Origin of the sequence: Sinimarinibacterium flocculans (assembly GCF_003201205.1) — a bacterium.
In the GTDB taxonomy this organism is placed as follows: domain Bacteria; phylum Pseudomonadota; class Gammaproteobacteria; order Nevskiales; family Nevskiaceae; genus Solimonas; species Solimonas flocculans.
In genome coordinates, this window is sequence record NZ_QICN01000011.1 from 132,805 (window position 1) to 158,333 (window position 25,529).

The window sequence follows — 25,529 nt, forward strand, 5'->3', positions numbered from 1 at the left end:
GAGATCGCGGCACGGACGGCTTTGCGGAGAGATCAGCAATGAGCAAGACCGAAGTGAAGGTTCCGGACATCGGCGACTACACCGATGTTCCGGTCATCGACATTCTCGTGGCCGACGGCGATACCGTCGAAAAGGATCAGCCCCTGCTGGTGCTCGAGTCCGACAAGGCGACGATGGAGGTGCCTGCGCCGGCGGCAGGCATGGTCCGTGACCTGAAGATCAAGGTCGGCGACAAGCTCTCCCAGGGCATGGTCATCTGCGCCCTTGAAAGCGATGAAGCGAACGCGCCGGCCGCGGCGCCGCAAGCTGATCCGCAGAAGCCGCCCGAGAAACCGGAGCCGCAGCCGCCGGCGCCCGAACCCGCGCCGGCGTCGAAGCCCGCGGCAGCAAAGACCGGCGGCGGCAACGTCGACGTGAAGATCCCCGACATCGGCGACTACGCCGGCGTGCCGGTGATCGAGGTGCTCGTCGCCGACGGCGACACGGTCGACAAGGACCAGCCCCTGCTGGTGCTCGAATCGGACAAGGCGACGATGGAAGTGCCGTCGCCTGCGGCCGGCACCGTGCGCGGCATGAAGGTGAAGGTCGGCGACAAGGTGTCGCAGGGCGATGCGGTGTGTGTGCTGGACGCTGCTGGCCCGGGCGATGACGCGCCGGCCCAGGAGACAACGGCCGCGCCGGCGGCCCGGCTCGCACCCGCCGAGGCGCCGCCTCCCCCGCCGAGCGAAGCACCCAGGGCGGCGAAGCCCGCCGACAGCACCGCGTCGCCGGCTCCGGCATCGACCGAGGTGCCGTATGCCGGCCCGGCGACGCGCAAGTTCGCACGCGAACTCGGCGTCGATCTTGCGCAGGTCAAGGGCAGCGGTCCGCGCGGACGCATCGTCATCGAGGACGTGCAGGGCTTCGTCAGGACGCGGCTGGCCGCGCCGTCGAAGGCGGCAGCCACGAGCGCCGGCGGTGCCGGCATTCCGCCGATTCCGGCGGTCGACTTCTCGCAGTTCGGCGCGATCGAGACCAAGCCGCTGGCGCGCATCCGCAAGCTGTCGGCGGCGCACCTGTCGCGCTGCTGGCTCAACGTGCCGCATGTGACGCAGACGGACGAGGCCGACATCACCGAAGTGGAGGCCTTCCGCAAGCAGCAGAGCGAGGAACTCGCCGCCGCCGGCGGACCCAAGCTGACCTTGCTGCCGATCCTGATGAAGGCGGTCGCGGTGGCGATGAAGTCCTATCCCGAGTTCAACGCCTCGCTGTCGCCGGACGGCGAGAGCCTGATCATGAAGCAGTACTGCCACATCGGCTTCGCCGCCGATACGCCCAACGGCCTGGTCGTGCCGGTCGTGCGCGACGTCTGGAGCAAGGGGATTGCCGAGCTGTCCGCCGAATGCGCTGCGCTGGCCAAGAAGGCACGCGACGGCAAGCTCAAGCCCGACGAGATGAAGGGCGGCTGCTTCTCGATCTCTTCGCTCGGCGGCATCGGCGGCAGCCACTTCACGCCGATCGTCAACGCGCCGGAGGTGGGCATCCTCGGCGTTTCGCGCGCGCTCATGAAGCCGGTCTGGGATGGCATGGCCTTCCAGCCGCGGCTGATGTGCCCGTTGTCGCTGTCCTACGACCACCGGGTCATCGACGGCGCCTACGCGGCGCGCTTCATCGTCCATCTGTCGCGCCTGCTCGCCGACGTGCGCCGCCTGCTGCTGTAGCACGCGGCGGCGGCGTAGAATGCGCCGCCGTCACCGGATGCACGTATGAACGCCAGGAAGAAGGACACGCCGAAAGCGGCGACACCGGCCGCCTCGCCGGCGAAGAAGGGGCCCTTCAAGCAGCCTCTGCAGAAACCGCAGCCCTGGTCGTTCGGCGGTCGCGGGCCGCGCGACGGGCACGGCGGCGGCGTCAAGGCGCAGCCGGATGCCGAGCGGCTCGCCGGCAAGTCGCGCAAGGTGCACTGAGCCGATGGGCGACTTCCGCTACTTCCTGCGTGTGCGCTACGGCGAGTGCGACGCGCAGAAGGTGGTCTTCAATGCGCGTTACGGCGACTACACCGATCTGGCCGTGACCGAGTATCTGCGTGCGCTCGGCTTCGGTGAAGGCCTCGTCGACGGCAGCTTCGACTACCAGCTCGTGCGGCAGACCACCGAGTGGAAATCGCCGGCGCGCTTCGACGACGTGATCGAGGTGCGCGTGCACGGCCTGCAGGTCGGCACCAGCTCGTTCACGATCGCCTGCGAATTCCGTCGTGCCGGCGAGGACGCGCTGCTCGCGCGTTCCGAGACCGTCTACGTCATGATCGACGCCAACGGCAAGAAGCCCGTTCCGGGGCCGGTCCGCGAGGCGGTTCTTGCCGGTATCGCCGCCCGCGTCGACCACGCGGGCTGGCTCGCCTCGTCGTCACGCTGAGGCTGCACGGCCGATTCATTGTGCGCTGCGGGTGTTGTCGGCGCGGCTGCGTTGCTAGACTCCGCCCGCCATGAAGTCCTCTCTCCCCCCTACACTGCTGCTTCTGTCTGTTCTGCTGGCCCCTGTCCACGCACAGGAACGCACCCAATACGTCAGCGATGTCATCTCGCTGACGCTACGCGACGGCCCTGCCAACGACGCCACCTACCTCGGCACGATCAAGAGCGGAGACCGCGTCACGCTGCTCGAATCGCTCGGCGAACAGAGTTTTGCCCGCATTCGCACCGAAGACGGTCGCGAAGCCTGGGTCACGGCGCGCTACCTGAGCGACGAGCCGGCCGCGCGCGACCTGCTCGATGGCGTGCGCCGGGAACTCGCCGACGCGCGCAGCCGCATCCGCGAACTCGAAGCCCAGCTCGCCGATGCGCAGTCCTCGCTGGCGCAGGCTCGGCCGGCGCTCGAGCTCGCCGGCGAGAACGACCAGCTGCGCGAGCAGATCGACGCCCTGCAGCGCAGCGCACAGGAAGCCGAGCAGCGCTTCAACGAGCACAAGGCACGACGGCGGACGATGCTCACCGGCGCGGCCCTCGTCGGCGCGGGTACGCTGTTCGGCCTGATCCTGCCGTGGATGCTGCGCAGCAGCCGACGTCGCCGCTGGGGCGACTTCTAGTTGCCGATGCGCCGACGCCGGGCGATCGCCGGGTCGGTTGCGGTGCTGGTGCTGCTCGCCGTAGCGGCGGGTGCGTGGCTGCTGTGGTGGCGACCGGCACAGGATGCGCAGCGGCTCGCGGTGCTCGTGCGCACCGAACCACCGGCGGCCGACGCACTCACGCTGACCTGGTTCGGCGTGACCGCGGTGCTGATGCGCCACGGCGACGACGCGCTGATGATCGACCCCTTCTTCAGCCGTCCCCCGGGATACGGGCCGCTGCTGCGCAACGCGCCCATCGCGCCGGACCCGCAACGCATCGCCGAGGGCCTGCGGCATGCGGGGATCGAGCGACTGCACGGCGTGCTGGTGTCGCACTCGCACTACGATCATGCGATGGACGCCGGCGCCGTCGCGCGCCGTACCGGCGCGATGCTCGTCGGATCATCCAGCACCCTGCAGATCGGGCGCGGTGCGGGACTGCCCGAAGCACGACTGCATGACATCGCCGACGGGGCCTCGCTCGATCTCGGCCCGTTCACCGTGCGCTTCATCGAGAGTCGCCACGCCGGTGCCACCGGCGGCGCACCGACGGGCGACATCATCACGCCGCTGGTGCCGCCCGCGCGCTACCTGGACTACCGGCAGGGCGGCACGTACTCGATCCTGGTCACCCATCCGCGCGGAACGGTACTGCATCACGGCAGCGCCGGTTTCGTCACCGGCGCGCTGGCCGGCGTGCACGCCGACACCATCGTGCTCGGCGCCGCGCTGGTCGGCGACGCCGAGGCTTACGTGCGCGAGGTCGTCGACCCCGTGGGTGCGCGCGAGGTCGTGCTGAGCCACTGGGACGATTTCACGCGCCCGCTGTCGGCGCCGCTGCGCCCGATGCCGGTGGTGGTGAATCTGGCGCCGCTGCTCGAGGCGCTGTCGCGGCGCAGCGGACTGCGCGTGCGCACGCCGGCGCTGGCGCAGCCGATCGCCGTTACGCCGCCACCGCCGTCCACAGCGACGGCAGTCCCGTCCGGCTCTCGACGAAACCGATGAGCCGGCGTCGCAGCGCCGGCAGGCGCTGCGCGGCAAAGCATTCGGCGCGGGTGACTGCGGCAATCTCCGCGGCCAGATCCGGGGCCAGCGTCTCGGCGGCGACGACGCCGCAGGCGCGCAGCTCGCTGGCGAGCAGGCGTTCGAGAATCAGCGCGCGACGCGCGAGATCCTGCTCGCTGTCGAGGTTTCGGGCCGACTGCAGGATGCGCTCCGCCGCGTCGCGACGTCGATAGCACGCCTCCCAGAAGGCCTCGACGCCGACCAGCAGGCGCCGCGGACCGGGCGCCAGGCCGCTCGTCGCGCGCGCCATGGCGTCGAGCAGGCCGCGCAGCTCGGTCTGGAAGTCCTCGCGCAGTCGCGCGGTGTCGCTCATCCCTGACAACCTCGAACGGATACGCCGCCAGCATGGACCGGCGGCGCCCCGCTGCGCACCCCCTATTGCGGGGGCCGCTGTGACCCGTCTCTCAATGTTGCAGGCGATTTGCCCGGATCAGGCGTCCTTCGAGCCCAGCACTCCGGCAATCGCGTCCTGCGCGATCGGGTGATAGCCGGCATGCGCCTCCTCGTAGATGCGGCGCGCCAGCGCGCGCCCGTCCTCGGTCTTCGCCAGCTCGCGATAGACCGGCACGATCAGCAGCATGCGGCCGATCGACTTCAGGTGCTGCTCCATCTGCGGGTAGGCCGGTGCGTAGGTGTTGCGCGCGACGATGCAGAACCAGCGCGTGGCGATCGCGGCGTTGCGTCCGGAGGACAGGTCGAAGGCGGCATCGAGCGCCTGCAGTTGCGCGGCGTCGAGCTGCTCGGGCATGCCGTCGAGGAAGTACTGCCACTGGCGCGTGCTCCAGCCGTCGACCGCAAGCTGCGCCGTATCGCTGCCGCCCAGAAAGCGGCTGCGCTCGGCGTCGACCTGCGCGAAGGCCGCCGATTGCGGCCACACCGTGTCCGCCGGCATCGTCGGCGAGCGCAGCCAGGCATCGATCTGTGCGGCACTGACGATCCCCGGATTCGGCTGCAGCAGCTCGCGGTCGAGGAAGGCCAGAAACTGCGGCGTGGTCACGCTCTGGAACGCGTGCGCGTCGAACCACTTGCGCAGGAAGGCATCGAAGGTGTCGCGACCGAAGCGGTCCTCGAGATAGGCGAGAAACAGTGCGCCGCGCTCGTAGGGCACGTCGGTGACGTTGTCGTCGGGATCGCGACCGGCGAGGTCGGGGAGCAGGGTCTTGTCGTCGTCGCGGGTGAGCCGCGCGAGCGTTTCCTTCAGATCGTTGGCGCCGAGCGCGCGTTCCTGTGCGCCGCGATCCGCACCGAAGATCTCTTCCATGATCCGGTACGTCAGGTGGTTGGTGAACCCCTCGTTGAGCCAGAAGTCGCCCCAGCTGGCATTGGTCACGAGGTTGCCCGACCACGAATGCGCAAGCTCGTGCGCGACCAGCGACACCAGCGACTTGTCGCCGGCGATGACGGTCGGCGTCGCGAAGGTCAGCCGCGGGTTCTCCATGCCGCCGTACGGGAATGCCGACGGCAGGATCAGCAGGTCGTAGCGGCCCCAGCGATACGGGCCGTAGATCGCCTCCGAGCGCTGCATCATCGCCTCGGTGTCCTCGAACTCGGCGGCGGCGCGCGCGACCACCGACGGCTCGGCATAGATCGCCGTGCGCTCGCTCATCGCCTGGAAGCGCAGGTCGCCGACGGCGAGCGCGATCAGGTACGAGGGGATCGGCTGCGGCATCTCGAAACGATAGTCGCCGTCGCGCGCAGGATCGGCCTGCATCTCTGCCGCCATGACGGCCAGCAGCGGCTTGGGCGTGCGGATGCGCGCCTCGAAGCTGCTGCGGATCTGCGGCGTATCCTGCAGCGGAATCCAGCTGCGCGCATGGATCGCCTGCGACTGCGTGAACAGGAACGGGTGCTGCTTGTCGGTCGTCTGCTCCGGGGTCAGCCACTGCAGGCCCGAGGCCTGCGGCTGCGTCGCATAGTCGATGCGCACCGTGTCGGCAGGCGGCGGCAGCGAAATGCGCAGTGCCGAGCCGAGCACCGGGTCGCGTGCATCCAGCGAGAACGCGGTGGGTGTCAGCGCCCCGTCGGCAGTGCCCACGGAAACGGCGCGGATGTCGAGATCGCGCGTGTCGAGCACGAGCGTTGCGGCCTGCGCGTCGCGGCGGTCGAGTTGCAGGACGACGTGTCCGGACAGCACGCGCCGGTCGAAGTCCACGTCGAGGTCGAGCTCGAAATGCCGGGTCCCGAACGCCGTCGTGTTGGCATACGAGTGCGGGTCCGTCGCCACCGACGTGGCCGGGGCAGCGGGCGATGCGGGAGTGCGTACCGGTTCGGAGGTGGCGCAGGCGGTCATCATCAGGGCAATCACGGTGAGGCAGAGCGTACGGGTCATGGTCGGGACAGCCGTCGGGAACAGCCGCGGATCATAGCCAAGCCGGACGGCCGTCTCCTGAGGGCAGTTCCCGGACCTGGATCACGTGTCCGTCCGGCGCGAGCATGATCTAATCGGCGCTGTCGACCGCCTTGCCCCCGGAGAGCCCATGCGCATTCCCGTCGTTCGTACCACGCTGCTGGCCGCCACGCTCGCGCTTGTGGCCTGCCAGGGAGGTTTTCCGATGAACGCTTCGGCGCCGCAGCCCGTGGCCGGCAAGGTCACCGACGTCTCCGCCTTCGAGGCCTTCATCGCCACGCGGCCGACGCCGGAGGCGTTCCGCCAGACCTACCCCGACGTGACGCTCGTGCTGCCGGGCCAGATCGCGACCAAGGAGCTGCGCTTCGACAACAGCCGCTATTTCGCCCATCTTGACGAGCAGGGCCGCATCGTCGGCGGCAAGTTCCAGTAGACCCGCGGCAGCTCGCAGACCGGCGGCGGGCGCGGAAGCGATGGACATCCGGCCGGGCTCGGTTCTCGACCCCGCGGTGGATGCGCTGCTCGGCGCGCATCGCCGCCGCATGCAGGCGTACTCGCCCCCGGAAAGCATCCATGCGCTGATGCCGGAGCAGCTCGCCGATCCGTCGGTGTCGCTGTGGTGCGCGTGGCAGAAGGACGAACTGCTCGGCTGCGGCGCACTCAAGGCGCTCGACGCCGCGCACGGCGAGATCAAGTCGATGCGGACCGCCGACGCCTACCTGCGGCGCGGCGTCGCCGCCGCCCTGCTGACGCGCCTGATCGAAGAGGCGCAGGCCCGCGGCTACGCGCGGCTGAGCCTCGAAACCGGATCGGACCCGGCCTTCGAGCCGGCGCGACGGCTCTACACCCGTTTCGGTTTCAGCCTCTGTGGGCCCTTTGCGCCGTATGTCGAGGACCCGTACAGCCTGTTCATGACGCGCGCGCTGTAGCGCCAACAGGCCCAGGTCGGCGCGAGGAAGGCGGGCGAACCGGACGTGCCTGCCCGGTCCGCCCGGGCGTTTACTGGCGGGTCGCCTCCACCTGGATCTTCAGTTTCACGTCCTCGCCGACGGCCGGCGAATACGTGCTGATGCCCCACTCGCTGCGCTGGATCGTGGCCTCGGCATCGGCCCCGCAATGCGGTTTCTTCGTCATCGGGTGATCCTTGCAGACGAAGTGCGTGACCGCGAGCGTCACCGGCTTGGTCACGCCATGCATCGTCAGGTCGCCGGTCACCGACGTGAGGGTCTCGCCCTCGAACACGAGCTGGTCCGATTTGAACGTGATCGTCGGGTACTTGGCGACGTCGAAGAAATCCTCGTTCTTCAGGTGGGCGTCGAGCTTGGGCACCGGCGTCGACAGCGAGGTCGCGTCGATCGTGATGTCGACCGAGCCGGATTTCTTCGCCATGTCGAGGACGATGGTGCCCTCGGTCTTGTCGAAGCCGCCGCGCGTCGTCGAGAAGCCCAGGTGGCTGATCTCGAACATCGGATACGTGTGTGTCGGCTCGATCACGTAGGTGTCGGCGGCAGCGGCGCCGAAGCTGAGGGCGCACAGCGCGGTGACGAGAAACGGGTTCTTCATGGATCTCTCCTTGGGGAAGACGGGTCGTGGGGAGGAGGGGGTCAGGGCGCCGCGAGCCGCAGCGAGAAACGCACCGGCACTTCGTTGTCGACGAGGTCGCCCTCGTTCCATTCGCCGCCGCCAATGCCGAAGTCGGCGCGGCGCACGCTGAAGCTGCCGCGGACCACGGTGCTGCCGTCCGCCTGCGCGGCGGTCTCGAACGGCACGGTGATCTCGCGCGGCTCGCCGCGGATCGCCAGCGTGCCGGTTGCCTCGAAACGGTCCTGTGCGACGCGACGCACGGCATGACTGGTGAACGTCGCCTGCGGGAACGCCGACCGGTTCAGCCAGGGCGTATCCAGCGCCACGGCATCGGCGTCGGCATCGCCGGTGGTCAGGCTGCCGATGTCCACGGTCACCGACGCCGTCGATGCCGTCGGATCGTCGGTGTCCAGGTCGATCTGCGCGTCGAAGCGTTCGAACTGTCCGGTCACTTCGACGCCCATCTGCTTGACGGCGAACGCGATGCGGCTGTCGGCAGCGACCAGTGCGCGCGGGGCGCTCCATGCCGCGAGGCTGGTCGTGGCCAGCAGCATTGCGGCGGACCAGCGGATCGTGGGGCTCATCGGTCTCTCCTGTCGGGCAGTCGCGGCAGCATGCGCAACAGCACGCCGTCGCGGTCGACGAAATGGTGCTTGAGGGCTGCGGCGACATGCAGTGTGACCACCGCAAGCAGCGATGTGTTCAGGACTTCGTGCAGCACTTCCAGCCGTTCGCCCAGGTCGGCATTCTTCGCCAGCAGATCGGGAATCGGCAGCACGCCGAAGTACACGGTCTGGAAACCCTTGGCGGAACTCATCAGCCACCCCGACAGCGGCACGACGACGATCAGCAACAGCAGCAGGCGGTGCGAGACTACCGAAGCATGCCGCTGCCAGAGCGGCATCGACGCCGGTAACGGCGGCGGCGGCCGGTACAGGCGCCAGGCCACGCGCAGCACGGCGAGCGCGAAGATCGTCACGCCGATCCACTTGTGATAGGAGAACAGCCGGAGCTTGGTCGGCGAGATCTTCAGATCCACCATGTAGAAGCCCACCGCGAAGCCGGCGGCGACGAGCACCGCGATCAGCCAGTGCAGCCACAGGGCGGTCGCGCCATAGCGCGCGGTCTCTTCGGTGCGGGTCATCATCGGTCCGGTCGGGATCGCAGACGGGGCTCATAAGGGTAGCGTCATTGAACGACGGCGGCCGGCGACAGAAAAGCAGAATATTTCGGCGACATCCATCAACTGAGTCGAACGATGAATCCAGCACGATGCCGGCAGCCGATGCCGGCGGTACGGACGGGCATCACCGGGGCCACGACCCATAGTCCGCGTGGAATCGCACGGCGGACGTGGTCGCTCGTGCTCGCCCTCGTACTGTCGGGCTGCATGCCGTTCGCACGCGAAACGACACCGGAGCCGGCCATGAACGCGATCGCCGAGCAGTATGTGCGCCTGGTGCTGGCCGTCGGCGAGCACGACACGCACTACGTCGATGCCTACTACGGGCCGGAGGAGTGGCGCGAGCAGGTACGCGCAGAGGGCTGGCCGCTGGACGAGATCGTCCGGCGCGCGGGCGCGTTGCAGGCCCGGGTCGACGCCTTGCCGGTCGACGCAGACCGGCTGTCGGCGCTGCGTCAGCGCTACCTGTCGCGCCAGTTGCAGGCGCTGGGGGGATTCGGGCGCAAGCTGCAGGGAGAGACGTTCGCCTTCGACGAAGAGGCGCGAATGCTCTACGACGTTGTGCCACCCGCGGTCGACGAGCAGGCCCTCGCGGCGCTGCTCGCGCCGATCGACCGGGCCTTGCCGGGCGACGCGCCGATCGCCGAGCGCTACAACGCCTACTCCGAGCGCTTCGCCATCGCGCCGCAGCGCATCGAGGCGGTGATGCGGGCGGCGATCGCCGAGGCACGGCGACGCACGGCGACGCGCATCGCGCTGCCGGAGGACGAACGTTTCGAACTGGCGCTGCTCACCGACAAGCCGTGGAGCGCGTACAACTGGTACCAAGGCCGCTATCACTCGCGGATCGAGATCAACACCGAACTGCCGCTGACGGTGACGCGCGCGATCGAACTGGCCGTGCACGAGGGCTATCCCGGCCATCACGTCTACAACGCCCTGCTCGAGCGGGCGCTCGTCCGGGAGCGTGGCTGGATCGAATACAGCATCTATCCGCTGTACTCGCCGCAGTCGCTGATCGCCGAGGGCAGCGCCGACTACGCGATCGCGCTGGCATTTCCGCTGGATCAGCGCGTCCGCTTCGTCGAGGAGGTGCTGTTCCCGCTCGCCGGCTTCGATCCGACGGAGGCACGCCGGTATGTCGAGATCAGCGAGGCCGCGCGCGTCACCGGGCTGGCGACCATCGAGGCCGCGCGCCGGTATCTCGACGGTCGTGCCGATGCCGCGCAGACCCGTGCCTTCCTGCAGCGCTATGCGCTGGCGACGCCCGCGCGCGCCGAGCAGCGGGTGCGCTTCTTCGACGCCTACGGCGCCTATATCGTCAACTATGCACTCGGCGAGGCGTTGGTCGCGGACCACGTCGCACGCCTTGCGGGCAGCGAGGCCACCGCACGCTGGCGGGTGTTCGCCGAACTGCTGGCCTCGCCGCAACTGCCGTCGGGGCTGCGCGCGGTCGAGGGCTAGGAGCCTGGGCGGCAGAAACGCGCGCGGCTGCGACTTCGCCATTGCGGCCATCTTCCGCGCTGCCTCTCGGCCAATAGCCCCTGCTATCGGCGTCGAATCAACGCGAAACCTGTCTCGAAATGGCTTTGCCTCGCCTAAGCGGTTCCTGCCGTCCGGCTCCTAGCGCGGCGGGTCTTCGGCGGCGCGGCGCGTCAGCAGCAGTTTGTCGACGCGCCGGCCGTCGAGATCGATGACCTCGAACAGCCAGTCATCGAGTTCCACGGTTTCGCCGATCCTCGGCAGATGGCCGAGCAGGGCGAGCACCAGGCCGGCGGCCGTCTCGTAATCGTGTTCGTCCGGCAGCGGCACGTGCAGGGTGTCGGCAAGCTCGCGCACGTCGAGTTCGCCGTCGACCAGCCACGAACCGTCGTCGCGCGCGAGGATGCCCGGGCCGGGAGCGCCGTCTTCGAGGAATTCGCCGGCGATCGCCGCGAGCACGTCGGTGACGGTGACCAACCCCTGCAGGCTGCCGAACTCGTCGACGACGATTGCAGCACGCAGCGACGAACGCTTGAGCTTGGGAATCATGTCGAGCGCGTCGATCGTCTCGGGCACCACCAGTGCATCCTCGACGTGGACCGCCGGCACGATGCGGTCGGCGCCGTCGATCAGCGCGTCGACGATGCGCTTGGACGAGATGACGCCGACGAAATGATCGATGTCGCCGCGCGCGACCACCAGCTTGGTGTGCCGGCTCTGCCGCAAGGTCGCCAGCTGGACCTCGAGGGGATCGTCGAGGTCGACCCACTCCAGCGCCTTGCGCGGGGTCATCAGCGCACGCACGCTGCGGTCGGCCAGGCGCATGACCGCGGCGATCATCGTGCGCTCCTCGGGTTCGACGACACCCGAGGACGCGGCCTCGGCGACCAGGGCATGGATCTCCTCGTCAGTAACGCGCGCATCGCCGTCGCGCTTGGGCATGAGCCGGAGCACCACGCCGCTCGACACCTCGAGCAGCCAGACCAGCGGCCGCGCCAGCCGTGCCAGCCACAGCATCGGCCGCGCGACGAGTGCAGCGACGCGTTCGGGACTGCGCAGCGCGATCTGCTTGGGCACCAGTTCGCCGACGATCAAGGACAGGTAGGTGACGCCGGCGACGACCACGGCAAGCGCCAGATCGTCGGCGAAGCGCTCGCGCCAGCCGAGTTCGACGAAGACCCGGGAGAGCGGCTCCGCCAGCGTGGCGCCGCTGAACGCGCCGGCGAACACACCGACCAGGGTGATGCCGACCTGCACGGTGCTCAGGAAGCGGCCGGGGTGCGCGCGCAGCTCCAGCGCCGTGCGGGCGCCGCGCACGCCGCGCCGCTGCATCGCCTGCAGGCGCGCCGTCCGGGCCGAGACCACTGCCAGCTCGGACATCGCCAGCACGCCGTTGAGGACGATCAACAGCGCCACGACGGAAAGATTGAAGATCATGGACGCTAGTATGCGGGAGCCGGAAACCCCACCGGATGCGCAACCGTCATGCCCGAGCTACCGGATCTGAGCGTCTATCTCGACTGCGTCGAACGCAAGGCGCTCGGCGCGTCGATGCGCGGTCTGCGTATCGGCAATCCCTTTGTCCTGCGCTCGGTCTCGCCGCCGCCGGCGGAGCTGGCCGGACGCCGCCTGCTCGGCACGGCGCGCATCGGCAAGCGCCTGGTGCTGCGCTTCGACGGCGGCGTCTGTGCGGTGATTCACCTGATGATTCTCGGTCGCCTGCACTGGAAGAAGGCCGGTGCGCCCCTGCCCAAGGGCAGCGGCTTGGCCGCCTTCGACTTCGACGACGGCACCCTGCTGCTGACCGAATCCGGCAGCAAGCGCCACGCCGCCCTGCATCTGGTTGCCGGCGATGACGCCCTAGCCGCGTTCGAGCGCGGCGGCCTGGAGCCGCTGGACGCCAGTGCGCAGGCGTTCATGGCGCGTCTGCGGGCGAGCCGGCACACGCTCAAGCGGGCACTGACCGATCCGGCCGAGTTCGCGGGCATCGGCAACGCGTATTCCGACGAGATCCTGCATCGTGCACGGCTGTCGCCGTTCAAGCGCGCCGGCGAACTCGACCCCGGCGAGGCCCGGCGCCTCTACGAGGCGACGCAAACGGTGCTGCGAGAATGGATCGAACGGCTGCGCGCCGAAGCCGGCGACGACTGGCCAGCGAAGGTCACCGCGTTCCGGCCGGAGATGGCCGTGCATGGACGCTACAGGCTGCCCTGCCCGGTCTGCGCCGCGCCGGTGCAGCGCATCGTCTACGCCGCCAACGAGGCCAACTACTGCGCGCGTTGCCAGACCGGTGGCCGACTGCTGGCCGACCGCGCGCTGTCGCGGCTGCTGCACGACAACTGGCCGAAGACGCTGGAAGAGCTGGAGAAGTGAAACGGGCGGCGCCCCGGCGCTCGCCGCGACGGCGGGGCCGACCGGGACTCAGCCGAGCGCGCCGACCACGGCCATGGCCAGCAGCGCGAGCAGCGCGATCGCGAAGGCCAGGCTGCGCAGCAGCCGCTGGTCGGCGTAGTAGCACAGCATGTGCGCGACACGCCCGCCCACGTACGTCCAGGCGAGAATGCCGAGCCACTGCGCGTCGGCGCCGTTGAAGATGCCGAACAGCGCCAGCAGCACGAACGCGGCGACACTCTCGTTGGTGTTGGCATGCGCGCGCACGGCGCGGAATAGGAACAGGCCGTGGTCCGTCGGCACCGGCGCGCCCGGCACGTGACGCGCGCGGACACCGGCGATGTCGGCGACCAGCATCTGCACCAGGATCAGGACGCCGGTGGCACCGAACGCGGCCACGACCGCGCCGTAGGGCAGCAGGAACTCGGGCACGGGATGCTCCGTCAGGGATAGCTGTAGGCGGCCTGCAGGCCGAGCGGCAGGCCGGTCGCCCAGTACAGCAGCAGGAACACCGACCACACCGCGAGAAAGCTCAACGAGAACGGCAGCATCATCGCCGTGACCGTACCGATGCCGGTGGTCTTCACGTAGCGCTGGCAGAACACGACCACCAGCGGGAAGTACGGCATCAGCGGCGTGATGATGTTGGTGCTCGAATCGCCGACGCGGTAGGCCGCCTGGGTGAGGTCCGGCGAGATGCCGAGCTGCATCAGCATGGGGACGAAGATCGGCGCGAGCAGCGCCCACTTCGCCGACGCCGAACCGACGAACAGGTTGATGAACGCCGTCAGCAGCACGATGCCGACGACGGTGATGGCCGACGGCAGCGCCAGCGCCTGCAGCAGGCCGGCGCCCTCCAGGGCCAGCAGCACGCCGAGGTTCGATGCGCCGAAGGCGGCGATGAACTGGGCGATGAAGAACATGATGACCAGGTAGTAGCCCATGCCGCTCATCGCCTTGGCCATGCCCTGGATGATGTCGCGCGAGCTCTTCACGGTGCCGGCCACGGCGCCGTAGACGACCCCGGGAATCAGGAAGATCAGGAAGATCAGCGGCACGATCGACTGCATCAGCGGTGCGGCGCCGTCGGTCAGCGCCCCGGACGGTGCGCGCCAGGCCGAGCCGGACGGCATCGCGGTGAGCGCCAGTGCAAGGATGCCCAGGCCCATCGCGATCAGCGCGGCATTGAGGGCGCGACGCTCGCGCGACTCGAGCGGCTGCATCTTCGGCAGGTCCGCCAGATCGCCGTCGAGTTCGGTGCCGCGCAGGCGCGGCTCGACGATGCGGTCGGTGATCAGCCAGCCGAGCCCGACGATCACCAGCGACGAGGCGGTCGTGAAAAAGTAGTTGTTCAGCGGATTGAGCGCGACCGCCGGGTCGAGGATCTGGGCACCGGCCTGCGAGATGCCCTGCAGCATCGGATCGATCGACGACGGCACGAAGCTCGCCGAAAAGCCGCCGGACACGCCGGCGAAGGCCGCGGCGATGCCGGCCAGCGGATGACGGCCGGCGGCGTAGAAGATCACGCCGCCGAGCGGAATCACCAGCACGTAGCCGGCATCCACGGCCGTGTGGCTGACGATGCCGACGACGATCACCATCGGCGTCAGTAGCCAGCGCGCCGTGACCGTCAGCATTGCGCGCAGGCCGGCATTGATGAAGCCGGTGTGCTCGGCCACGCCGATGCCGAGCATCGCCACCAGCACGACGCCGACCGGGTGGAAAGTCACGAAGGTCTTGACCATCGCCGCGAGGAACGCCGTCAGCTCGGTGCCGGACAGCAGGTTCTTGACCTGCAGCGGAGCGTTCGTGCGCGGATCGATGACGTCGAAGCTGAGGCCCGACAGCAGCCACGACAGCACCCAGACGATGATCAGCAGCGCGATGAACAGCACCGCCGGATCCGGCAACCGGTTGCCGATGCGCTCCACGGCGGCGAGCGCGCGCTCAATGCGCGACGGCGGGGTCAGGGCGTCTTCGGTCACGGGGCGGTCCGGTCGGGTTTTCCGGAGTCTAGCCGGCATTTGCCGCCAAGGCGCCCGAAAAACCCCTCAATGTCGCCGATCGGGTTGCCCTGGCGCTTTGCGGCGGCGGACGCGTCGCGGGACAATCGCGACCCCGCCCCGCGCCACTGGCCGCCCATGCAATTCGCCTACAGCATCCTCGACGTCTTCACCGAGCAGCCCTATGCCGGCAACCCGCTGGCCGTGGTGCTCAATGCCGACGAACTCGGCGACGCGCAGATGCAGACCATCGCGCGCGAGTTCAACCTTTCGGAAACCGTGTTCCTGCGTTCGCCGCGCGCCGACAACGGACTGGTGCATGCGCGCATCTTCACGCCGGCCAAGGAGCTGCCGTTCGCGGGACATCCCACCGTCGGCGCTGCCTGCCTGTTGTCGATGATCGGCAGCGCGCCGCCGGGCGAGGACGTGACCTTCGTCATCGAGGAAGGCGTCGGGCCGGTGCCGGTGCGCGTCCGCAGCGCGCCCGACCGCGCGGTCTATGCCGAGCTCACCGCCGCGCAGCTGCCGGAGTTCGGCGAACCGCCACCGGACGACGAGATCGCGGCGATCCTGGGTCTCGATCCGGCCGATCTGGTCAGCGAGAACGAACGGGTGCGTGCGGTGTCCTGCGGGGTGCCGTTCGTGCTCGTGCCGGTGCGCACGCCGGAGCTGCTGGCCGGCGTCGACCTCGACCTCGTCGCCTGGCGACGCTCGCTGGCCGGCCGCTGGGCGGAGGAACTGTACGTCTATACACGCGGCTACGAGGGCGAGTTGCGCGCACGCATGTTCGCGCCGGCGATGGGCATCGCCGAGGACCCGGCCACGGGCGCCGCCGCCGCTGCACTGGCCGGCGCGCTGGCCAGCGATTCGCCGGTGGTCGAGGGCCGCCTGCACTGGGTCATCCACCAGGGCATCGAGATGGGGCGTCCGAGCCAGCTGCACATCTCCGCCGAGCGCGCCGGTTCGGCGGTCACGGCCGTGCGCGTCGGCGGTTTCGCGGTGCGTGTCGCCGAGGGCACGCTGACGGTCTGATCGCGAACGGTCAGTCGTCGTCGGCGCGCGGACGCCACGCAAGGCCCAGCGCCTCGGCGACCGGTCGCGACAGCCGCGCGGGATGACGCGGCCAGCCGTGCTCGGCGTAGAAGCCGAGCAGCGCACGCAGGTCGGCGTCGTAGTCGCCCGGCTGCACCGGCGCGCCGAAGATCAGGCGGCGGCGCCGGTAGTTGGCGGCGACCGGGACCACCGGCACGCCGGCACTGCGGGCGACGTGGTGGAAGCCGCGCTTCCATTCCGGCGCCGCCGAGCGCGTCCCCTCCGGCGCGATCAGCAGCACGAACTGCCGCTCGCGCTCGAAGACCTCGACCGTCTGCTCGACGACACCCTTGGGGCTGCGCCGGTTCACCGGCAAGGCGCCGAACCAGCGCAGCGCGATTCCGAGCGGACCGCGAAACGCCGAGTCCTTGATCATCGTGCCCGCGCGGATGCCCAGGGCGGTCAAGCCGATCATGGCGAGCACACCGTCGACGTTCGAGGTGTGCGGCACGCCGATGATCACCATCTTCGGGACGTCCGGCAGCGTTCCCTCGAAGCCCCAGCCGATCAGGCGCAGCAGGCTGCGCCCCAGCCAGCGCGAGAAGGCATTGCCGCGTCGCGGTACCTGCGGCCCCAGAACAGGCGTCATATCGTTCCCTTGTCGTCCCCGGTTCCGCAGGCCGGCCGTCCGGCTGCGGGGCGCCATTGTCCACCATCGTCCGCCCCGGGCGCTCGGCCTACAGCCGATGCGTCGATTTCCTACATCAGGCGTCGACAACGACCGTCTCAGAACCCCCGTTGCGCGGCCGACATCCTGATCATGAACGTCACGACCTGTCTTCCGGCCATGGGATCCCACGCGCAGCTCGCGCAAGGGGTCGAGACCCACGAAACCCTGCTCGCCAGCGTCCTGCTGAGCCGGCCGCACGGCGGTGCCCGCCTGCGCGGCCTGCTGCTCAGCGAGACCGAATCCGGGGAGTTCCTGCTGCGTCTGTGCGAAGGCGCGGACGATGCCTGGATGATCTGGATCGACCAGCGCCGCGCCCGCTCGCAGTTCGGCCGCGCCTACGCCGAGGCGCTGACGTCGAGCTGGCTCGATCGCATGGAGGCCGACGGCTGGCGCGTGACCTGGCAGGCGCGGCGCGAGGGCCTGCCTTCGCGTCTGCCGGTCGCGGCCTGAGCCGGCTTGCGGCATGCTGAGGGCATGCCGAAGAAGCCGCTCCCCGCAGGGCCGAGGACCGCGACCGAGATCGCCTTCGAGCGCATCTGGACCACCATCGAGCGCATCCCGCACGGGCGTGTCGCCACCTACGGTCAGATCGCCGAGGTTGCCGGCTACGTGCGGCGGCCGCGCCTGACGGCACAGGCGCTGCGGCACGTGCCGGACGGGCGCGAGATCCCGTGGTTCCGCGTCATCAACGCCCAGGGGCGCATTGCCATCCCGGCCAACTCCCGTGGCCACCGCGAACAGCAGCGCCGGCTCGAGGCGGAGGGCGTGAGTTTCGAGAAGGGCCGCGTCGACCTCAGCCGGTTCCGCTGGCGGCCACGCAGCGAGGCACCGGTCGTCGACTGAGCGTGGCTGTCGGACGGCGCCTGATGGCAGCACTACCGCGTAGCGCTATGCTGGGCCGCGCGTTCTTGTGGAGGGAAGCGCCATGGGTGCTCAACGTTGCGTCTGCCTGCTGTTGTCGGGTCTGCTGCTGGTCTCGTGCGGCGGAGGTAACGGCGATCCCGCGCCCGCTCCGGACCCGCAGTCGCGGCGCACGCCGGTCGAGCGGCTTGCGCTCAAGACTTTCCGGTCCGACTGCAGCGATTTCCTCGACTACGCGGCCGACGCGCTGACCGAGCAGTTCCTGACTCCGGTCTACTGCGCGACGCTGGTCGGCGCCCCCTGCCCGGTCTCCGCCGCCGAGGGCCCGCCACCGCTTGCGCAGCCCACGCCGATGCCGACCCCGGCGGCGACCGCGGCACCGGGCGCACCTTCGTTTGACGGCGAAGGCGCGGGTGACCCGGATCGCGGGTCCGGCACCAATACCCAGGAACAGGGCGTCGACGAAGCCGACATCGTCAAATCCGACGCGGCCGGCAATCTGTACATCCTCGCCGACAACAGGCTCAGCATCGTCGATGCCTACCCGCCGCAGGATCTTGCCGACGCGGCGATCGCAACGCTCGACTTTGCGGCGATCGACGACGGCGCGTTCTATGCAAGCGAGCTGTTCCTGGACGACACCGCTGATCGTGCGGTCGTCCTCGGCAGCAGCTATCGCTTCGACGGCGTCCGCAGCTACGGGGAGTCGCTCGCACTGATCATCGACACGGCCGATCCGCAGAACCCGGCCGTGCTCGAACGACTCGGTGTCGATGGGTTTCCCCTGGTTGCACGGCGCATCGGCGAGCGCGTCCATCGCGTCAGCCGCTACGACGTCATGGCGCCATCGTGGTTCTATGACGACAGCGAACTCGCGCGCTTGCGTGATGACTACTACGACGCGCAGTCGCGCAGCGACGAGACGGCGGTGGCGCGGATCAGGTCGGAAGTGCGGGCCAACGTTGGCAACCGGGTGCGCGCGGCGGGTGCCGAGACCTTCCTGCCGCGTTTGCACAGCGGCAGCGGACCGGGCGAAGTCCTTGCCTGCGACGCGATCGCGCATCCGGATGTCACGACGGCGCTCGGCCTGATGATCGTCGACAGCTTCGATATCGACGGCAGCGACGGTGCCGCGTCGGCCGTCATCAACAACGCCTTCACCGTCTACGCATCGGCAAATAATCTGTACATGGTGCAGTCGAGCTGGGGCTGGTTCTTCGCGCCCAACCAGACCGAAGAGACCGCGATCTACCGGCTGGCCCTGCCGCAAAACGGCGCCGCGGCCTACGAGGCGATCGGCAAGCTCGACGGCAGCGTGAACAACAGCTACCAGCTCTCCGAGTTCGACGGCTATCTGCGCGTGGCGAGCACGGAATTCCGCTTCGACGAGCCGAGCCAGCGCGGCGTCCCGTACAACCACGTCACGGTGCTTGACGCCGAGGCCGCGGGCACGATGACGAAGACCGGCGAGATCCGCGACCTTGCGCCGGGCGAGACGATCCAGGGGACTCGCTTCATTGGTCCGCGCGGTTTCGTCGTCACCTTCGAACAGGTCGATCCCCTGTTCGCGCTTGATCTGTCGGAGCCTGCCGCGCCGCGCGTCGCCGACGAACTGAAGATCCCCGGCTTCTCCAGCTATCTGATGCCCCTGGGCGACGACTATCTGCTGACGATCGGCCGCGACGGCACCGACGAACAGCTCACCGGCAAGGTCGCGGTGCAGCTGTTCGACGTCGCCGATCTAAGCGACATCCGACAGGTCGCCGTGCTGACGCCGGACAGTTTCGATACCAGCGGCAGCTACAGCGTCGCCGAATACGATCCGCACGCCTTCACCTACTTCCCGGACGTGGCGGATGCGCCGGTGCCGGGCACCCTGTCGATTCCGCTACAGACCTACGGCGAGCGCTGGGAAGACAGCTTCAACGGCTTTCTGGTCGTGCGCGTCGATCCTGCAACCGGCACGCCGCTGAGCGAGCTCGGTCGCGTCGACCACAGCGCGCTGGTCGCCGCGCCGAGCGATTGCCAGCCGCCACCGTCCGACGACGGTACGCCGGCACCGGACGGTGGCAGTGCCTGCGAGTACTGGTACGGGGGCCAGGCCGACCCGCTGCGCAGCGTGTTCCTCGAAGACGCACTCGGCCGCACGCTGTATACGATCTCGCGTGCCGGCGTGATCGCGAGCGACGCCGGGCAGCCGAGCGCGGTCTACGCCAGTCGGGTACTGCCCTAATCGGCGGTGTTTGCGCGCATCACGCCGGCGCCAGCTTCAGGCCGACGATGCCGGTCACGATCAGGCCGATGCAGACGATGCGCGCAAGGCTGACGCCGTCGCCGAACCAGATCATGCCGACGATCGCGATGCCCACCGCGCCGATGCCGGTCCAGATCGCGTAGGCGGTACCCAGCGGCAGTGCGCGTAGCGCCAGGCCAAGCAGGCCCATGCTGGTGACCAGTGAGGCGACGGTGAAGGCCGTCGCCCACGGCCGGGTAAAGCCATCGCTGAGCTTGAGGCCGATCGCCCAGCCGATTTCGAACAGACCCGCGAGAAACAGATAGACCCAGCTCATCACCGGACTCCTTGTGACGGTGATGGGGTCGTCCCCACCGGTTCGGTCTGCTGCGAAGGGTCGTCCCGTCGCCGGCTACGAGGTGCCACAAAAAAGCCCCGCCGGAACACCGGCGGGGCTGGGTCACATGGACCGCGATCCTACTCGACGACCTTGAGCTCGACGCGACGGTTGTTTTCGCGACCGGCATCGGTCTCGTTGGTGTCGATCGGACGGCTCTCGCCGTAGCCGACCGGCGTCATCCGCCGCGCGGTGACGCCGCGTCCGGTCAGGTAGGTCTTGACCGAGTTGGCGCGGCGCTCCGACAGACCGAGGTTGTAGGCGTCGGTGCCGACAGCGTCGGTATGACCCTCGAGCTCGACGTCGAGGTTCGGGTAGGCCTGCAGCGTCTCGGCAACCTCGTTGAGGATCATCTTGGCCTCCGGCGTCAGGCGATCCGAGTCGAACTCGAACTTGACCCCGCGCAGGATGAAGTTGCGATCGAGCGCGCAGCCGTTTGCATCGACCTGCTCACCCGGACGCGGCTTGCGGCAGTCGCCTTCGAGCGCGCAACCGTTCGGCAGCACCTTGGCGCCCGGCGGCGTGTTCGGGCACTCGTCGAGGTGGTCGGGAATACCGTCACCATCGGCGTCCAACGGGCAACCATCCGGGCCGACCGGGATGCCCGGCGGTGAATCCGGGCAGTTGTCGAGGTGATCGAGCACACCGTCGCCGTCCTTGTCGCTGAGCGGGCAGCCGTCGTTGCCGACCTGGACGCCCGGCGGGGTGTTCGGGCACTTGTCGAGACGATCGGGCACGCCGTCGCCATCGCTGTCGATCTCGCAGCCGTCCGGCCCGACGATCGCACCCGGCGGCGTGCCGGGGCAGCGGTCGAGATAGTCGGGCACGCCATCGCCGTCAGAGTCGAGCGGGCAACCGTAGGCGTCGACCTGCACGCCGGGCGGCGTGTTCGGGCAGCGATCCTTGGCGTCCGGCACGCCGTCACGATCGGCGTCGAGCGACGGATCGTAAGGACGCTCGCCAAGGGCGATGCGCAGGCCGGCGAGGATCTGCCAGGTGTAGTAGTCGGTGTCCGGCAGGACTCCCTCGTCGGAGATGCTGTCGATCTGGTAGCGGCCTTCCAGCGACAGCATCGTCAGATTGCCGAGCCGCTGCAGGAAGCCGAGGGTCGCGTAGGGGCCGAAGGCACCAACGCTCTCACCCAGAAAGTCGATGCTGGAAAAGTGCGCGCCGCCACCGATGAACGGCTGGAAGTCCGAGGCGCGCGCGTAAAACGGCGTGCCGGGGAACAGCAGCAGGCCGGCGCGGAACGAGGCGCGCTCGTAGTCGCCGGCGTTGGTGGTTTCGAGCACCGAAAAGTCGCCGCCCAGTTCGAGCGTGATGTGGTTGCCCAGCGGACGCGTCGCCTTCAGACCGCCAGCGATGCCGGAGTCCAGATCGCTCTTGTCGGACAGGATCGCGCCGATCTGCGGCCACAGCGACCAGCGGTTGTCCATCACCGGCTGGACGTACTCGTACTGCTGCGCCGGCGCTGCCGCCGGTGCGGTGCTGCTGACCGCTTCACCCTGGGCACCGGCCACCACCGGTGCGAGCCCCATCGAAACCACGCACAGCAAGCGCATGAAGTTCATTGCATCTTCCCTTGTTCGGTGCCGCGGCTCGGGGCGAGCCGCGGCGCACGGAGTCATTTCCCTTGCACGTTTCCCTTGAACAACGCCGGCATCAGGTCCGCCAGCGCCTAGTCGGCGCTGCAGTCCTGCGGCACCGCCTCGTTGCCGGTGAGCAGAGCCAGCAGGGACTCGACGCCGTTGAGGAGGTAGCACACGAGCGGCTCGAGCACCGGGTCGATCAGGATGCCGTCGAGCAACCCGATTAGCGGCGCGGTGATCGGCTCGAGGATGCCAAGCAGCGTCGTGACCAGCACGTCGATGACCCCGGTGATCGGGTCCAGGGCCTCGAGCAAGGGCGCCAGGCTAGAGGTGACGGCCGAGAGCACATTGGTCACCTCGATCAGGCCAAGCAGCGGCTCGCTGCCGAACAGCGGCGCCAGCGCTTCGCACAGCGCGGTGCCGTCGTTCGAGGTGCCGAGCAGGATGTCGTTGGTCACCGGCAGCACCAGCACGGTCATGCCGTTGGTGACGCTGTTTTCCGGATTTTCCGGATTCTCGTAGGTCGCGGTCACGCAGTTGAAGCCGATGCGCACGAGCGCATCGGAGTAGACCACGCCGTTGGCCTGCAGTGCGCCGAGGTCGACCTCGCCGGTTTCCGGATCGGGCTCCGGCTCGACCGGCATGCCGAGATTATCGAGCGCAATGACGCGCTCGCCTTCGACGAACAGGTCGCCGACGTTGCCGGAAGGCTCGGAGGACTCCTGGATGCATTCGAGCTGCCCGCTCGCGGGGTTGAGCGCCCAGTAGCCGGCGACGCTCTCCCAGCGGATGCCGTCGTCGAGCGGGTCGGCGCCCGGTTCCGTGGACTTCGGCGGCAGATTGCTCACGTTCTGCGTCAGCGCCTGCGCGGCGAAGGCTTCCGCCGAAGCCGGCGGCGGCGCCTCGCCTTCCGGGGGTTCCGGCACGGCGGTGCAGTCGCCGTTCTCGTCGAGTGCGGTCGAATCGCAGCGCGCGGCGTACGCGTAGGCTCTCAGGAAGCCGCGCGGCGAGCGCGAGGTGTCGCCGAGGCCGCTCTGCACCAGGTCGTTGGCGCCGACGCAGGCGAACTTGAGGTTCTGCGCTTCGGCGAGCGTGATCGCGTCGCTGTCCTGGAAACCGGACTTCGCGAACACCTGCAGGCTGTTCTGGCCCAGCACCTGGTTGACGACGACCTCGACCGGACGCGAGACGGTGACGTCATCCAGGGTCGCGCTGACCGCGGTGCTGCCGGCGCCGATCCCGCTGAGTTCGCCCAGCTCATCGACCGAGGCGACGCCCTCGCCGCCGGCTTCGATGCTCAGCGTCGCATCGGAGGTGATGTTGCATTCCTCGCCGTTGTCGAAGCGGCCGCGGATCTGCAGCTGGCGGGTTTCGCCGGCGGCCAGCTCGATCGGCTGGTCCGGCGTCAGGCAGGCGCCGGTGTCGGCGCGGCAACCGGTGAACACGGCGGCCGGCGGCACCGTCTCGATGCAGATGCCGTCGGCGCCGCCCGAGATCTGCGCCGGGTTGACCGTGATGCTCGCGGTTGCGACCAGCGGGTCGGGCCCGCCGCAGATGTTGCCGCTGTAGGTGGCGGTGGCCGTGGCCGTGGCCTGTGTGGCAAGTCCGGGCACGGCGGTCGCCTGATTGGCGGCGAAGGTCACCACCGCCTCGTTGCTGCTCGTCCAGGTGGTGTTGGCGTTGGTCGAGACGTCGAACGTCGTGTCGTCGCTGAAGGTCACGATCGCGCTGTAGAGCTGCGAGGTGCCGGTGGTCTGTCCCGAGATCAGCGTCGCCGTCAGCGGCGAGATCTCGATCTCCTCCGCGCAGGCATTGTTGACCGTGAGGGTGATCGGGCTCGACTCGACCCCCCCGCCGCCGGCGGTGATGTTGGTCGTGCCGGGCGAGGTGCCGGTGACGACGCCGGTGTCGGGGTCGATCGGTGCGACATCAGGATTGCTGCTTTCGAAGCTCAGATCGTCGGGGCACAAGCCGTCGATGGCCGAGGTGCTGCCGTCTTCGTTGACGCGCTCGAAGGTGCAGTCACCGACGACGGCGCAGTTGGCAGTCTGGCCCACGGCGATGCTGGTGCCGCCGCCGGGGTAGGTGCAGGCGAGCTGGCCGATGCCGATCAGGCGCAGCGGCGGCAGATCGGGACTGCGCAGCGAGCCGTCGCCGCCGCAGGCCGCAAGAAACAGGGCTGCCACCAGGACTGAACCGGGCAGCAGGGAACGCAAGCTGACAATACGCATCTGTGGCTCTCTTTCGGGGGCGCGCCCCAGGACGTGAAATGCCGGCACGGCGAAGCACATTTGCGCGAATCAGGAATGCACCGGAGTCATGGATCGACCGCGACACCGCTCCGCAACGACGACACCGCCACTCCCTGGACCGCCGACGGCTTCACCGATGAGCCGACGGTTGAATTCTTACACTTAAGTCATTGCAAAGCAAAGTGCTTTGCGTGAACGGCAAAAAGCCATGAGGCCGCGGCCGCCATCCGTCCGTGGCCGCACCAGCATGGTGCTCGGCGACTCAGGCAAGGCCCGACGACCATGCGCTGGTTTCTGACACAAAACTTCAGAAATTGCGGTAAAAGCCGCACTCGGCGCCGTGATCGTTCCCCGCGACACAGTTTTCGTACTGGCGGTGGCAAACGAAGAACGGGCGGGACCGCTCCCGCCCGTCCGGTTTGGCGATGGCCGCGAAGTTAGAAGCGCACGATCCCCGACAGGCGGAAGGCGTCGTCGTCACCATCGTTCTGCGTGAAGTACTCGACTTGGCCGGCAATCGTCGGCGTGAAGAAGTAGCGCGTGCGCAATTCGAAGTTGTCGTTCTCATCAGCGAACGACAGCCCGGCGCCGACGCTGAACGCCGGGTTGAGATAGTAGTCGGCAGCGAACTCGAACACCTCGTCGTCGGCGGGATCGTCGAGAAACGTCACGCTGCCCTCGAGGTTGAGCGCGGTGCCGCCGCCGAGGTTGGTGACATACTTGGCCTCGACGACGAGGTTGTCGCTTTCCTCCGCGCCCGGTGAATCTTCATCGACGCGATCAAGACCGCCGGCGATGCGTAGGTTCGGCGACAGCATCCAGCCGATGCGCGCGCTGATCGTGTCGGTATCGGTGCCGGAGTTATCTGCGGTCGCATAGCCGCCACGCAGATAGAGCTGTTCAAACCAGAACTCGCCTTCCACGCCGATTCTGTCGCTATCCGCGTCGTCGACAGTGAGATAGTCGACGGATACATTGCTCGCGTGATGTAGAAAGGCGGCTTCGGCAAGCGGGCGACCGCTGGTCGCCACACGATCCAAGTAATACGTGAAGCTCACATCGAGCGCGGAGTCGCCGGAGCCTTGGTCGGGATTAATGTCCGAATACCCGGCCTCGAGCTCCATCTGGTAGTCCTGCGCCTGGGCCGTCCCGAAGCCGGCGGCAGCAGCCAGTGCCAGCGCGAACGCTGTCTTTCTCATCTGGGAAATCTCCTTGGTGAGCAGCTTTATTGTGGTGTCGTGGCGCTCCCCCATTTGGTGCGCGCCACGACGGTGCAGTCTACCGAAGACCGCACC

At 68.7% G+C, this 25,529-nt stretch carries 26 protein-coding genes; 13 read left to right on the plus strand and 13 right to left on the minus strand.

Features of this window, described 5'->3' with window-relative positions; genetic code table 11:
• Nucleotides 1–38 precede the first annotated feature (38 nt).
• The 5 genes from aceF (at nt 39) to C8D93_RS17380 (ending at nt 4,090) form a co-directional block, all read left to right on the plus strand.
• Nucleotides 39–1,700: a dihydrolipoyllysine-residue acetyltransferase gene (gene aceF, locus C8D93_RS17360; protein ID WP_110266498.1), complete on the plus strand. Its 1,662-nt coding sequence runs from the start codon at nt 39–41 to the stop codon at nt 1,698–1,700.
• Nucleotides 1,701–1,745: 45 nt separating this feature from the next.
• A complete protein-coding gene (locus C8D93_RS17365) occupies nt 1,746–1,946 on the plus strand; it encodes a hypothetical protein (protein WP_110266499.1) in 201 nt (66 codons plus the stop codon).
• 4 nt (nt 1,947–1,950) lie between these two features.
• On the plus strand, nt 1,951–2,394 hold the full coding sequence (locus tag C8D93_RS17370) for an acyl-CoA thioesterase (RefSeq protein WP_110266500.1): 444 nt from the start codon (nt 1,951–1,953) through the stop codon (nt 2,392–2,394).
• Nucleotides 2,395–2,464: 70 nt separating this feature from the next.
• Nucleotides 2,465–3,064 carry a TIGR04211 family SH3 domain-containing protein gene (locus C8D93_RS17375; protein WP_245903964.1) on the plus strand — a complete coding sequence of 200 codons (600 nt, stop codon included), beginning with the start codon at nt 2,465–2,467 and terminating at the stop codon, nt 3,062–3,064.
• A 6-nt stretch (nt 3,065–3,070) separates the two neighbouring features.
• Nucleotides 3,071–4,090, plus strand: coding sequence for an MBL fold metallo-hydrolase (locus C8D93_RS17380; protein ID WP_110266501.1), 1,020 nt, complete (start codon nt 3,071–3,073; stop codon nt 4,088–4,090).
• On the opposite strand, the gene C8D93_RS17385 is transcribed toward C8D93_RS17380, so the two are convergent.
• On the minus strand, nt 4,029–4,463 hold the full coding sequence (locus tag C8D93_RS17385) for a hypothetical protein (protein ID WP_110266502.1): 435 nt from the start codon (nt 4,461–4,463) through the stop codon (nt 4,029–4,031). The two genes, C8D93_RS17380 and C8D93_RS17385, sit on opposite strands and share 62 nt — an antisense overlap.
• Nucleotides 4,464–4,580: 117 nt before the next feature.
• Nucleotides 4,581–6,479: a M1 family metallopeptidase gene (locus tag C8D93_RS17390; protein WP_170124085.1), complete on the minus strand. Its 1,899-nt coding sequence runs from the start codon at nt 6,477–6,479 to the stop codon at nt 4,581–4,583.
• A gap of 148 nt (nt 6,480–6,627) precedes the next feature.
• On the opposite strand from C8D93_RS17390, the gene C8D93_RS17395 reads away from it, so the two are divergent.
• Complete coding sequence (locus C8D93_RS17395) at nt 6,628–6,930, plus strand: hypothetical protein (RefSeq protein ID WP_110266503.1); 303 nt, start codon at nt 6,628–6,630, stop codon at nt 6,928–6,930.
• A 40-nt stretch (nt 6,931–6,970) separates the two neighbouring features.
• Nucleotides 6,971–7,426, plus strand: a complete 456-nt coding sequence (locus C8D93_RS17400; protein ID WP_110266504.1) for a GNAT family N-acetyltransferase — start codon at nt 6,971–6,973, stop codon at nt 7,424–7,426.
• Between the two features lie 70 nt (nt 7,427–7,496).
• Here the strand turns inward: C8D93_RS17400 and C8D93_RS17405 are convergent, their stop codons facing one another.
• From C8D93_RS17405 to C8D93_RS17415, 3 genes are read right to left on the minus strand one after another with little or no spacing between them, the layout of a single operon-like run.
• Entirely contained in the window at nt 7,497–8,060 is a 564-nt protein-coding gene (locus C8D93_RS17405; protein ID WP_110266505.1) for a YceI family protein, read from the minus strand.
• Between the two features lie 41 nt (nt 8,061–8,101).
• Entirely contained in the window at nt 8,102–8,665 is a 564-nt protein-coding gene (locus C8D93_RS17410) for a YceI family protein (protein ID WP_110266506.1), read from the minus strand.
• Nucleotides 8,662–9,225, minus strand: a complete 564-nt coding sequence (locus tag C8D93_RS17415; protein WP_110266547.1) for a cytochrome b — start codon at nt 9,223–9,225, stop codon at nt 8,662–8,664. Before C8D93_RS17415 ends, C8D93_RS17410 begins: the two co-directional genes overlap by 4 nt.
• Before the next feature lie 282 nt (nt 9,226–9,507).
• Between C8D93_RS17415 and C8D93_RS17420 the strand changes: the two genes are divergently transcribed.
• The gene (locus C8D93_RS17420; RefSeq protein WP_146216644.1) at nt 9,508–10,728 is read left to right on the plus strand and encodes a hypothetical protein; all 1,221 of its coding nucleotides are present in this window, start codon (nt 9,508–9,510) and stop codon (nt 10,726–10,728) included.
• Nucleotides 10,729–10,887: 159 nt separating this feature from the next.
• On the opposite strand, the gene C8D93_RS17425 is transcribed toward C8D93_RS17420, so the two are convergent.
• On the minus strand, nt 10,888–12,183 hold the full coding sequence (locus C8D93_RS17425; RefSeq protein WP_110266508.1) for a hemolysin family protein: 1,296 nt from the start codon (nt 12,181–12,183) through the stop codon (nt 10,888–10,890).
• A 48-nt stretch (nt 12,184–12,231) separates the two neighbouring features.
• Between C8D93_RS17425 and C8D93_RS17430 the strand changes: the two genes are divergently transcribed.
• Nucleotides 12,232–13,119: an Fpg/Nei family DNA glycosylase gene (locus C8D93_RS17430; RefSeq protein WP_110266509.1), complete on the plus strand. Its 888-nt coding sequence runs from the start codon at nt 12,232–12,234 to the stop codon at nt 13,117–13,119.
• Nucleotides 13,120–13,167: 48 nt separating this feature from the next.
• On the opposite strand, the gene C8D93_RS17435 is transcribed toward C8D93_RS17430, so the two are convergent.
• Complete coding sequence (locus tag C8D93_RS17435) at nt 13,168–13,569, minus strand: MAPEG family protein (RefSeq protein WP_110266510.1); 402 nt, start codon at nt 13,567–13,569, stop codon at nt 13,168–13,170.
• An 11-nt stretch (nt 13,570–13,580) separates the two neighbouring features.
• Complete coding sequence (locus C8D93_RS17440; RefSeq protein ID WP_211307405.1) at nt 13,581–15,122, minus strand: AbgT family transporter; 1,542 nt, start codon at nt 15,120–15,122, stop codon at nt 13,581–13,583.
• 156 nt (nt 15,123–15,278) lie between these two features.
• On the opposite strand from C8D93_RS17440, the gene C8D93_RS17445 reads away from it, so the two are divergent.
• A complete protein-coding gene (locus C8D93_RS17445) occupies nt 15,279–16,172 on the plus strand; it encodes a PhzF family protein (protein WP_110266548.1) in 894 nt (297 codons plus the stop codon).
• 10 nt (nt 16,173–16,182) lie between these two features.
• Here C8D93_RS17445 and C8D93_RS17450 read toward each other — a convergent pair whose 3' ends face one another.
• Nucleotides 16,183–16,821: a 1-acyl-sn-glycerol-3-phosphate acyltransferase gene (locus C8D93_RS17450; RefSeq protein ID WP_110266512.1), complete on the minus strand. Its 639-nt coding sequence runs from the start codon at nt 16,819–16,821 to the stop codon at nt 16,183–16,185.
• Between the two features lie 171 nt (nt 16,822–16,992).
• Here C8D93_RS17450 and C8D93_RS17455 point away from each other — a divergent pair, with 171 nt between their 5' ends.
• The 3 genes from C8D93_RS17455 to C8D93_RS17465 all read left to right on the plus strand — a co-directional run bounded on the left by C8D93_RS17455 (nt 16,993) and on the right by C8D93_RS17465 (nt 19,996).
• Nucleotides 16,993–17,352 (plus strand): hypothetical protein, encoded by a 360-nt coding sequence (locus tag C8D93_RS17455; RefSeq protein WP_146216645.1) that lies wholly within the window; start codon nt 16,993–16,995, stop codon nt 17,350–17,352.
• Nucleotides 17,353–17,376: 24 nt separating this feature from the next.
• Complete coding sequence (locus C8D93_RS17460; RefSeq protein ID WP_110266514.1) at nt 17,377–17,745, plus strand: MGMT family protein; 369 nt, start codon at nt 17,377–17,379, stop codon at nt 17,743–17,745.
• An 82-nt stretch (nt 17,746–17,827) separates the two neighbouring features.
• The gene (locus tag C8D93_RS17465) at nt 17,828–19,996 is read left to right on the plus strand and encodes a beta-propeller domain-containing protein (protein WP_110266515.1); all 2,169 of its coding nucleotides are present in this window, start codon (nt 17,828–17,830) and stop codon (nt 19,994–19,996) included.
• 19 nt (nt 19,997–20,015) lie between these two features.
• On the opposite strand, the gene C8D93_RS17470 is transcribed toward C8D93_RS17465, so the two are convergent.
• The 4 genes from C8D93_RS17470 to C8D93_RS17485 all read right to left on the minus strand — a co-directional run bounded on the left by C8D93_RS17470 (nt 20,016) and on the right by C8D93_RS17485 (nt 25,487).
• Complete coding sequence (locus C8D93_RS17470) at nt 20,016–20,333, minus strand: DMT family transporter (protein ID WP_110266516.1); 318 nt, start codon at nt 20,331–20,333, stop codon at nt 20,016–20,018.
• Nucleotides 20,334–20,473: 140 nt separating this feature from the next.
• The gene (locus C8D93_RS17475) at nt 20,474–21,964 is read right to left on the minus strand and encodes an OmpA family protein (protein WP_245903966.1); all 1,491 of its coding nucleotides are present in this window, start codon (nt 21,962–21,964) and stop codon (nt 20,474–20,476) included.
• Nucleotides 21,965–22,071: 107 nt separating this feature from the next.
• Nucleotides 22,072–24,213 carry an Ig-like domain-containing protein gene (locus tag C8D93_RS17480; protein WP_170124086.1) on the minus strand — a complete coding sequence of 714 codons (2,142 nt, stop codon included), beginning with the start codon at nt 24,211–24,213 and terminating at the stop codon, nt 22,072–22,074.
• Between the two features lie 458 nt (nt 24,214–24,671).
• Entirely contained in the window at nt 24,672–25,487 is an 816-nt protein-coding gene (locus C8D93_RS17485; protein ID WP_110266518.1) for a putative porin, read from the minus strand.
• Between the last annotated feature and the right edge of the window lie 42 nt (nt 25,488–25,529).

Bases quoted from the DNA above. Each gene is read 5' to 3' on its own strand.
- C8D93_RS17370 (WP_110266500.1), top strand. From the start codon at position 1,951: ATGGGCGACTTCCGCTACTTCCTGCGTGTGCGCTACGGCGAGTGCGAC.
- C8D93_RS17425 (WP_110266508.1), bottom strand. From the start codon at position 12,183: ATGATCTTCAATCTTTCCGTCGTGGCGCTGTTGATCGTCCTCAACGGC.
- C8D93_RS17445 (WP_110266548.1), top strand. From the start codon at position 15,279: ATGCAATTCGCCTACAGCATCCTCGACGTCTTCACCGAGCAGCCCTAT.
- C8D93_RS17365 (WP_110266499.1), top strand. From the start codon at position 1,746: ATGAACGCCAGGAAGAAGGACACGCCGAAAGCGGCGACACCGGCCGCC.
- C8D93_RS17480 (WP_170124086.1), bottom strand. From the start codon at position 24,213: ATGCGTATTGTCAGCTTGCGTTCCCTGCTGCCCGGTTCAGTCCTGGTG.
- C8D93_RS17470 (WP_110266516.1), bottom strand. From the start codon at position 20,333: ATGAGCTGGGTCTATCTGTTTCTCGCGGGTCTGTTCGAAATCGGCTGG.
- C8D93_RS17475 (WP_245903966.1), bottom strand. From the start codon at position 21,964: ATGAACTTCATGCGCTTGCTGTGCGTGGTTTCGATGGGGCTCGCACCG.
- C8D93_RS17420 (WP_146216644.1), top strand. From the start codon at position 9,508: ATGAACGCGATCGCCGAGCAGTATGTGCGCCTGGTGCTGGCCGTCGGC.
- C8D93_RS17410 (WP_110266506.1), bottom strand. From the start codon at position 8,665: ATGAGCCCCACGATCCGCTGGTCCGCCGCAATGCTGCTGGCCACGACC.
- aceF (WP_110266498.1), top strand. From the start codon at position 39: ATGAGCAAGACCGAAGTGAAGGTTCCGGACATCGGCGACTACACCGAT.
- C8D93_RS17390 (WP_170124085.1), bottom strand. From the start codon at position 6,479: ATGACCCGTACGCTCTGCCTCACCGTGATTGCCCTGATGATGACCGCC.
- C8D93_RS17400 (WP_110266504.1), top strand. From the start codon at position 6,971: ATGGACATCCGGCCGGGCTCGGTTCTCGACCCCGCGGTGGATGCGCTG.
- C8D93_RS17455 (WP_146216645.1), top strand. From the start codon at position 16,993: ATGAACGTCACGACCTGTCTTCCGGCCATGGGATCCCACGCGCAGCTC.
- C8D93_RS17450 (WP_110266512.1), bottom strand. From the start codon at position 16,821: ATGACGCCTGTTCTGGGGCCGCAGGTACCGCGACGCGGCAATGCCTTC.
- C8D93_RS17430 (WP_110266509.1), top strand. From the start codon at position 12,232: ATGCCCGAGCTACCGGATCTGAGCGTCTATCTCGACTGCGTCGAACGC.
- C8D93_RS17380 (WP_110266501.1), top strand. From the start codon at position 3,071: ATGCGCCGACGCCGGGCGATCGCCGGGTCGGTTGCGGTGCTGGTGCTG.
- C8D93_RS17395 (WP_110266503.1), top strand. From the start codon at position 6,628: ATGCGCATTCCCGTCGTTCGTACCACGCTGCTGGCCGCCACGCTCGCG.
- C8D93_RS17385 (WP_110266502.1), bottom strand. From the start codon at position 4,463: ATGAGCGACACCGCGCGACTGCGCGAGGACTTCCAGACCGAGCTGCGC.
- C8D93_RS17405 (WP_110266505.1), bottom strand. From the start codon at position 8,060: ATGAAGAACCCGTTTCTCGTCACCGCGCTGTGCGCCCTCAGCTTCGGC.
- C8D93_RS17375 (WP_245903964.1), top strand. From the start codon at position 2,465: ATGAAGTCCTCTCTCCCCCCTACACTGCTGCTTCTGTCTGTTCTGCTG.
- C8D93_RS17415 (WP_110266547.1), bottom strand. From the start codon at position 9,225: ATGACCCGCACCGAAGAGACCGCGCGCTATGGCGCGACCGCCCTGTGG.
- C8D93_RS17460 (WP_110266514.1), top strand. From the start codon at position 17,377: ATGCCGAAGAAGCCGCTCCCCGCAGGGCCGAGGACCGCGACCGAGATC.
- C8D93_RS17465 (WP_110266515.1), top strand. From the start codon at position 17,828: ATGGGTGCTCAACGTTGCGTCTGCCTGCTGTTGTCGGGTCTGCTGCTG.
- C8D93_RS17485 (WP_110266518.1), bottom strand. From the start codon at position 25,487: ATGGGGGAGCGCCACGACACCACAATAAAGCTGCTCACCAAGGAGATT.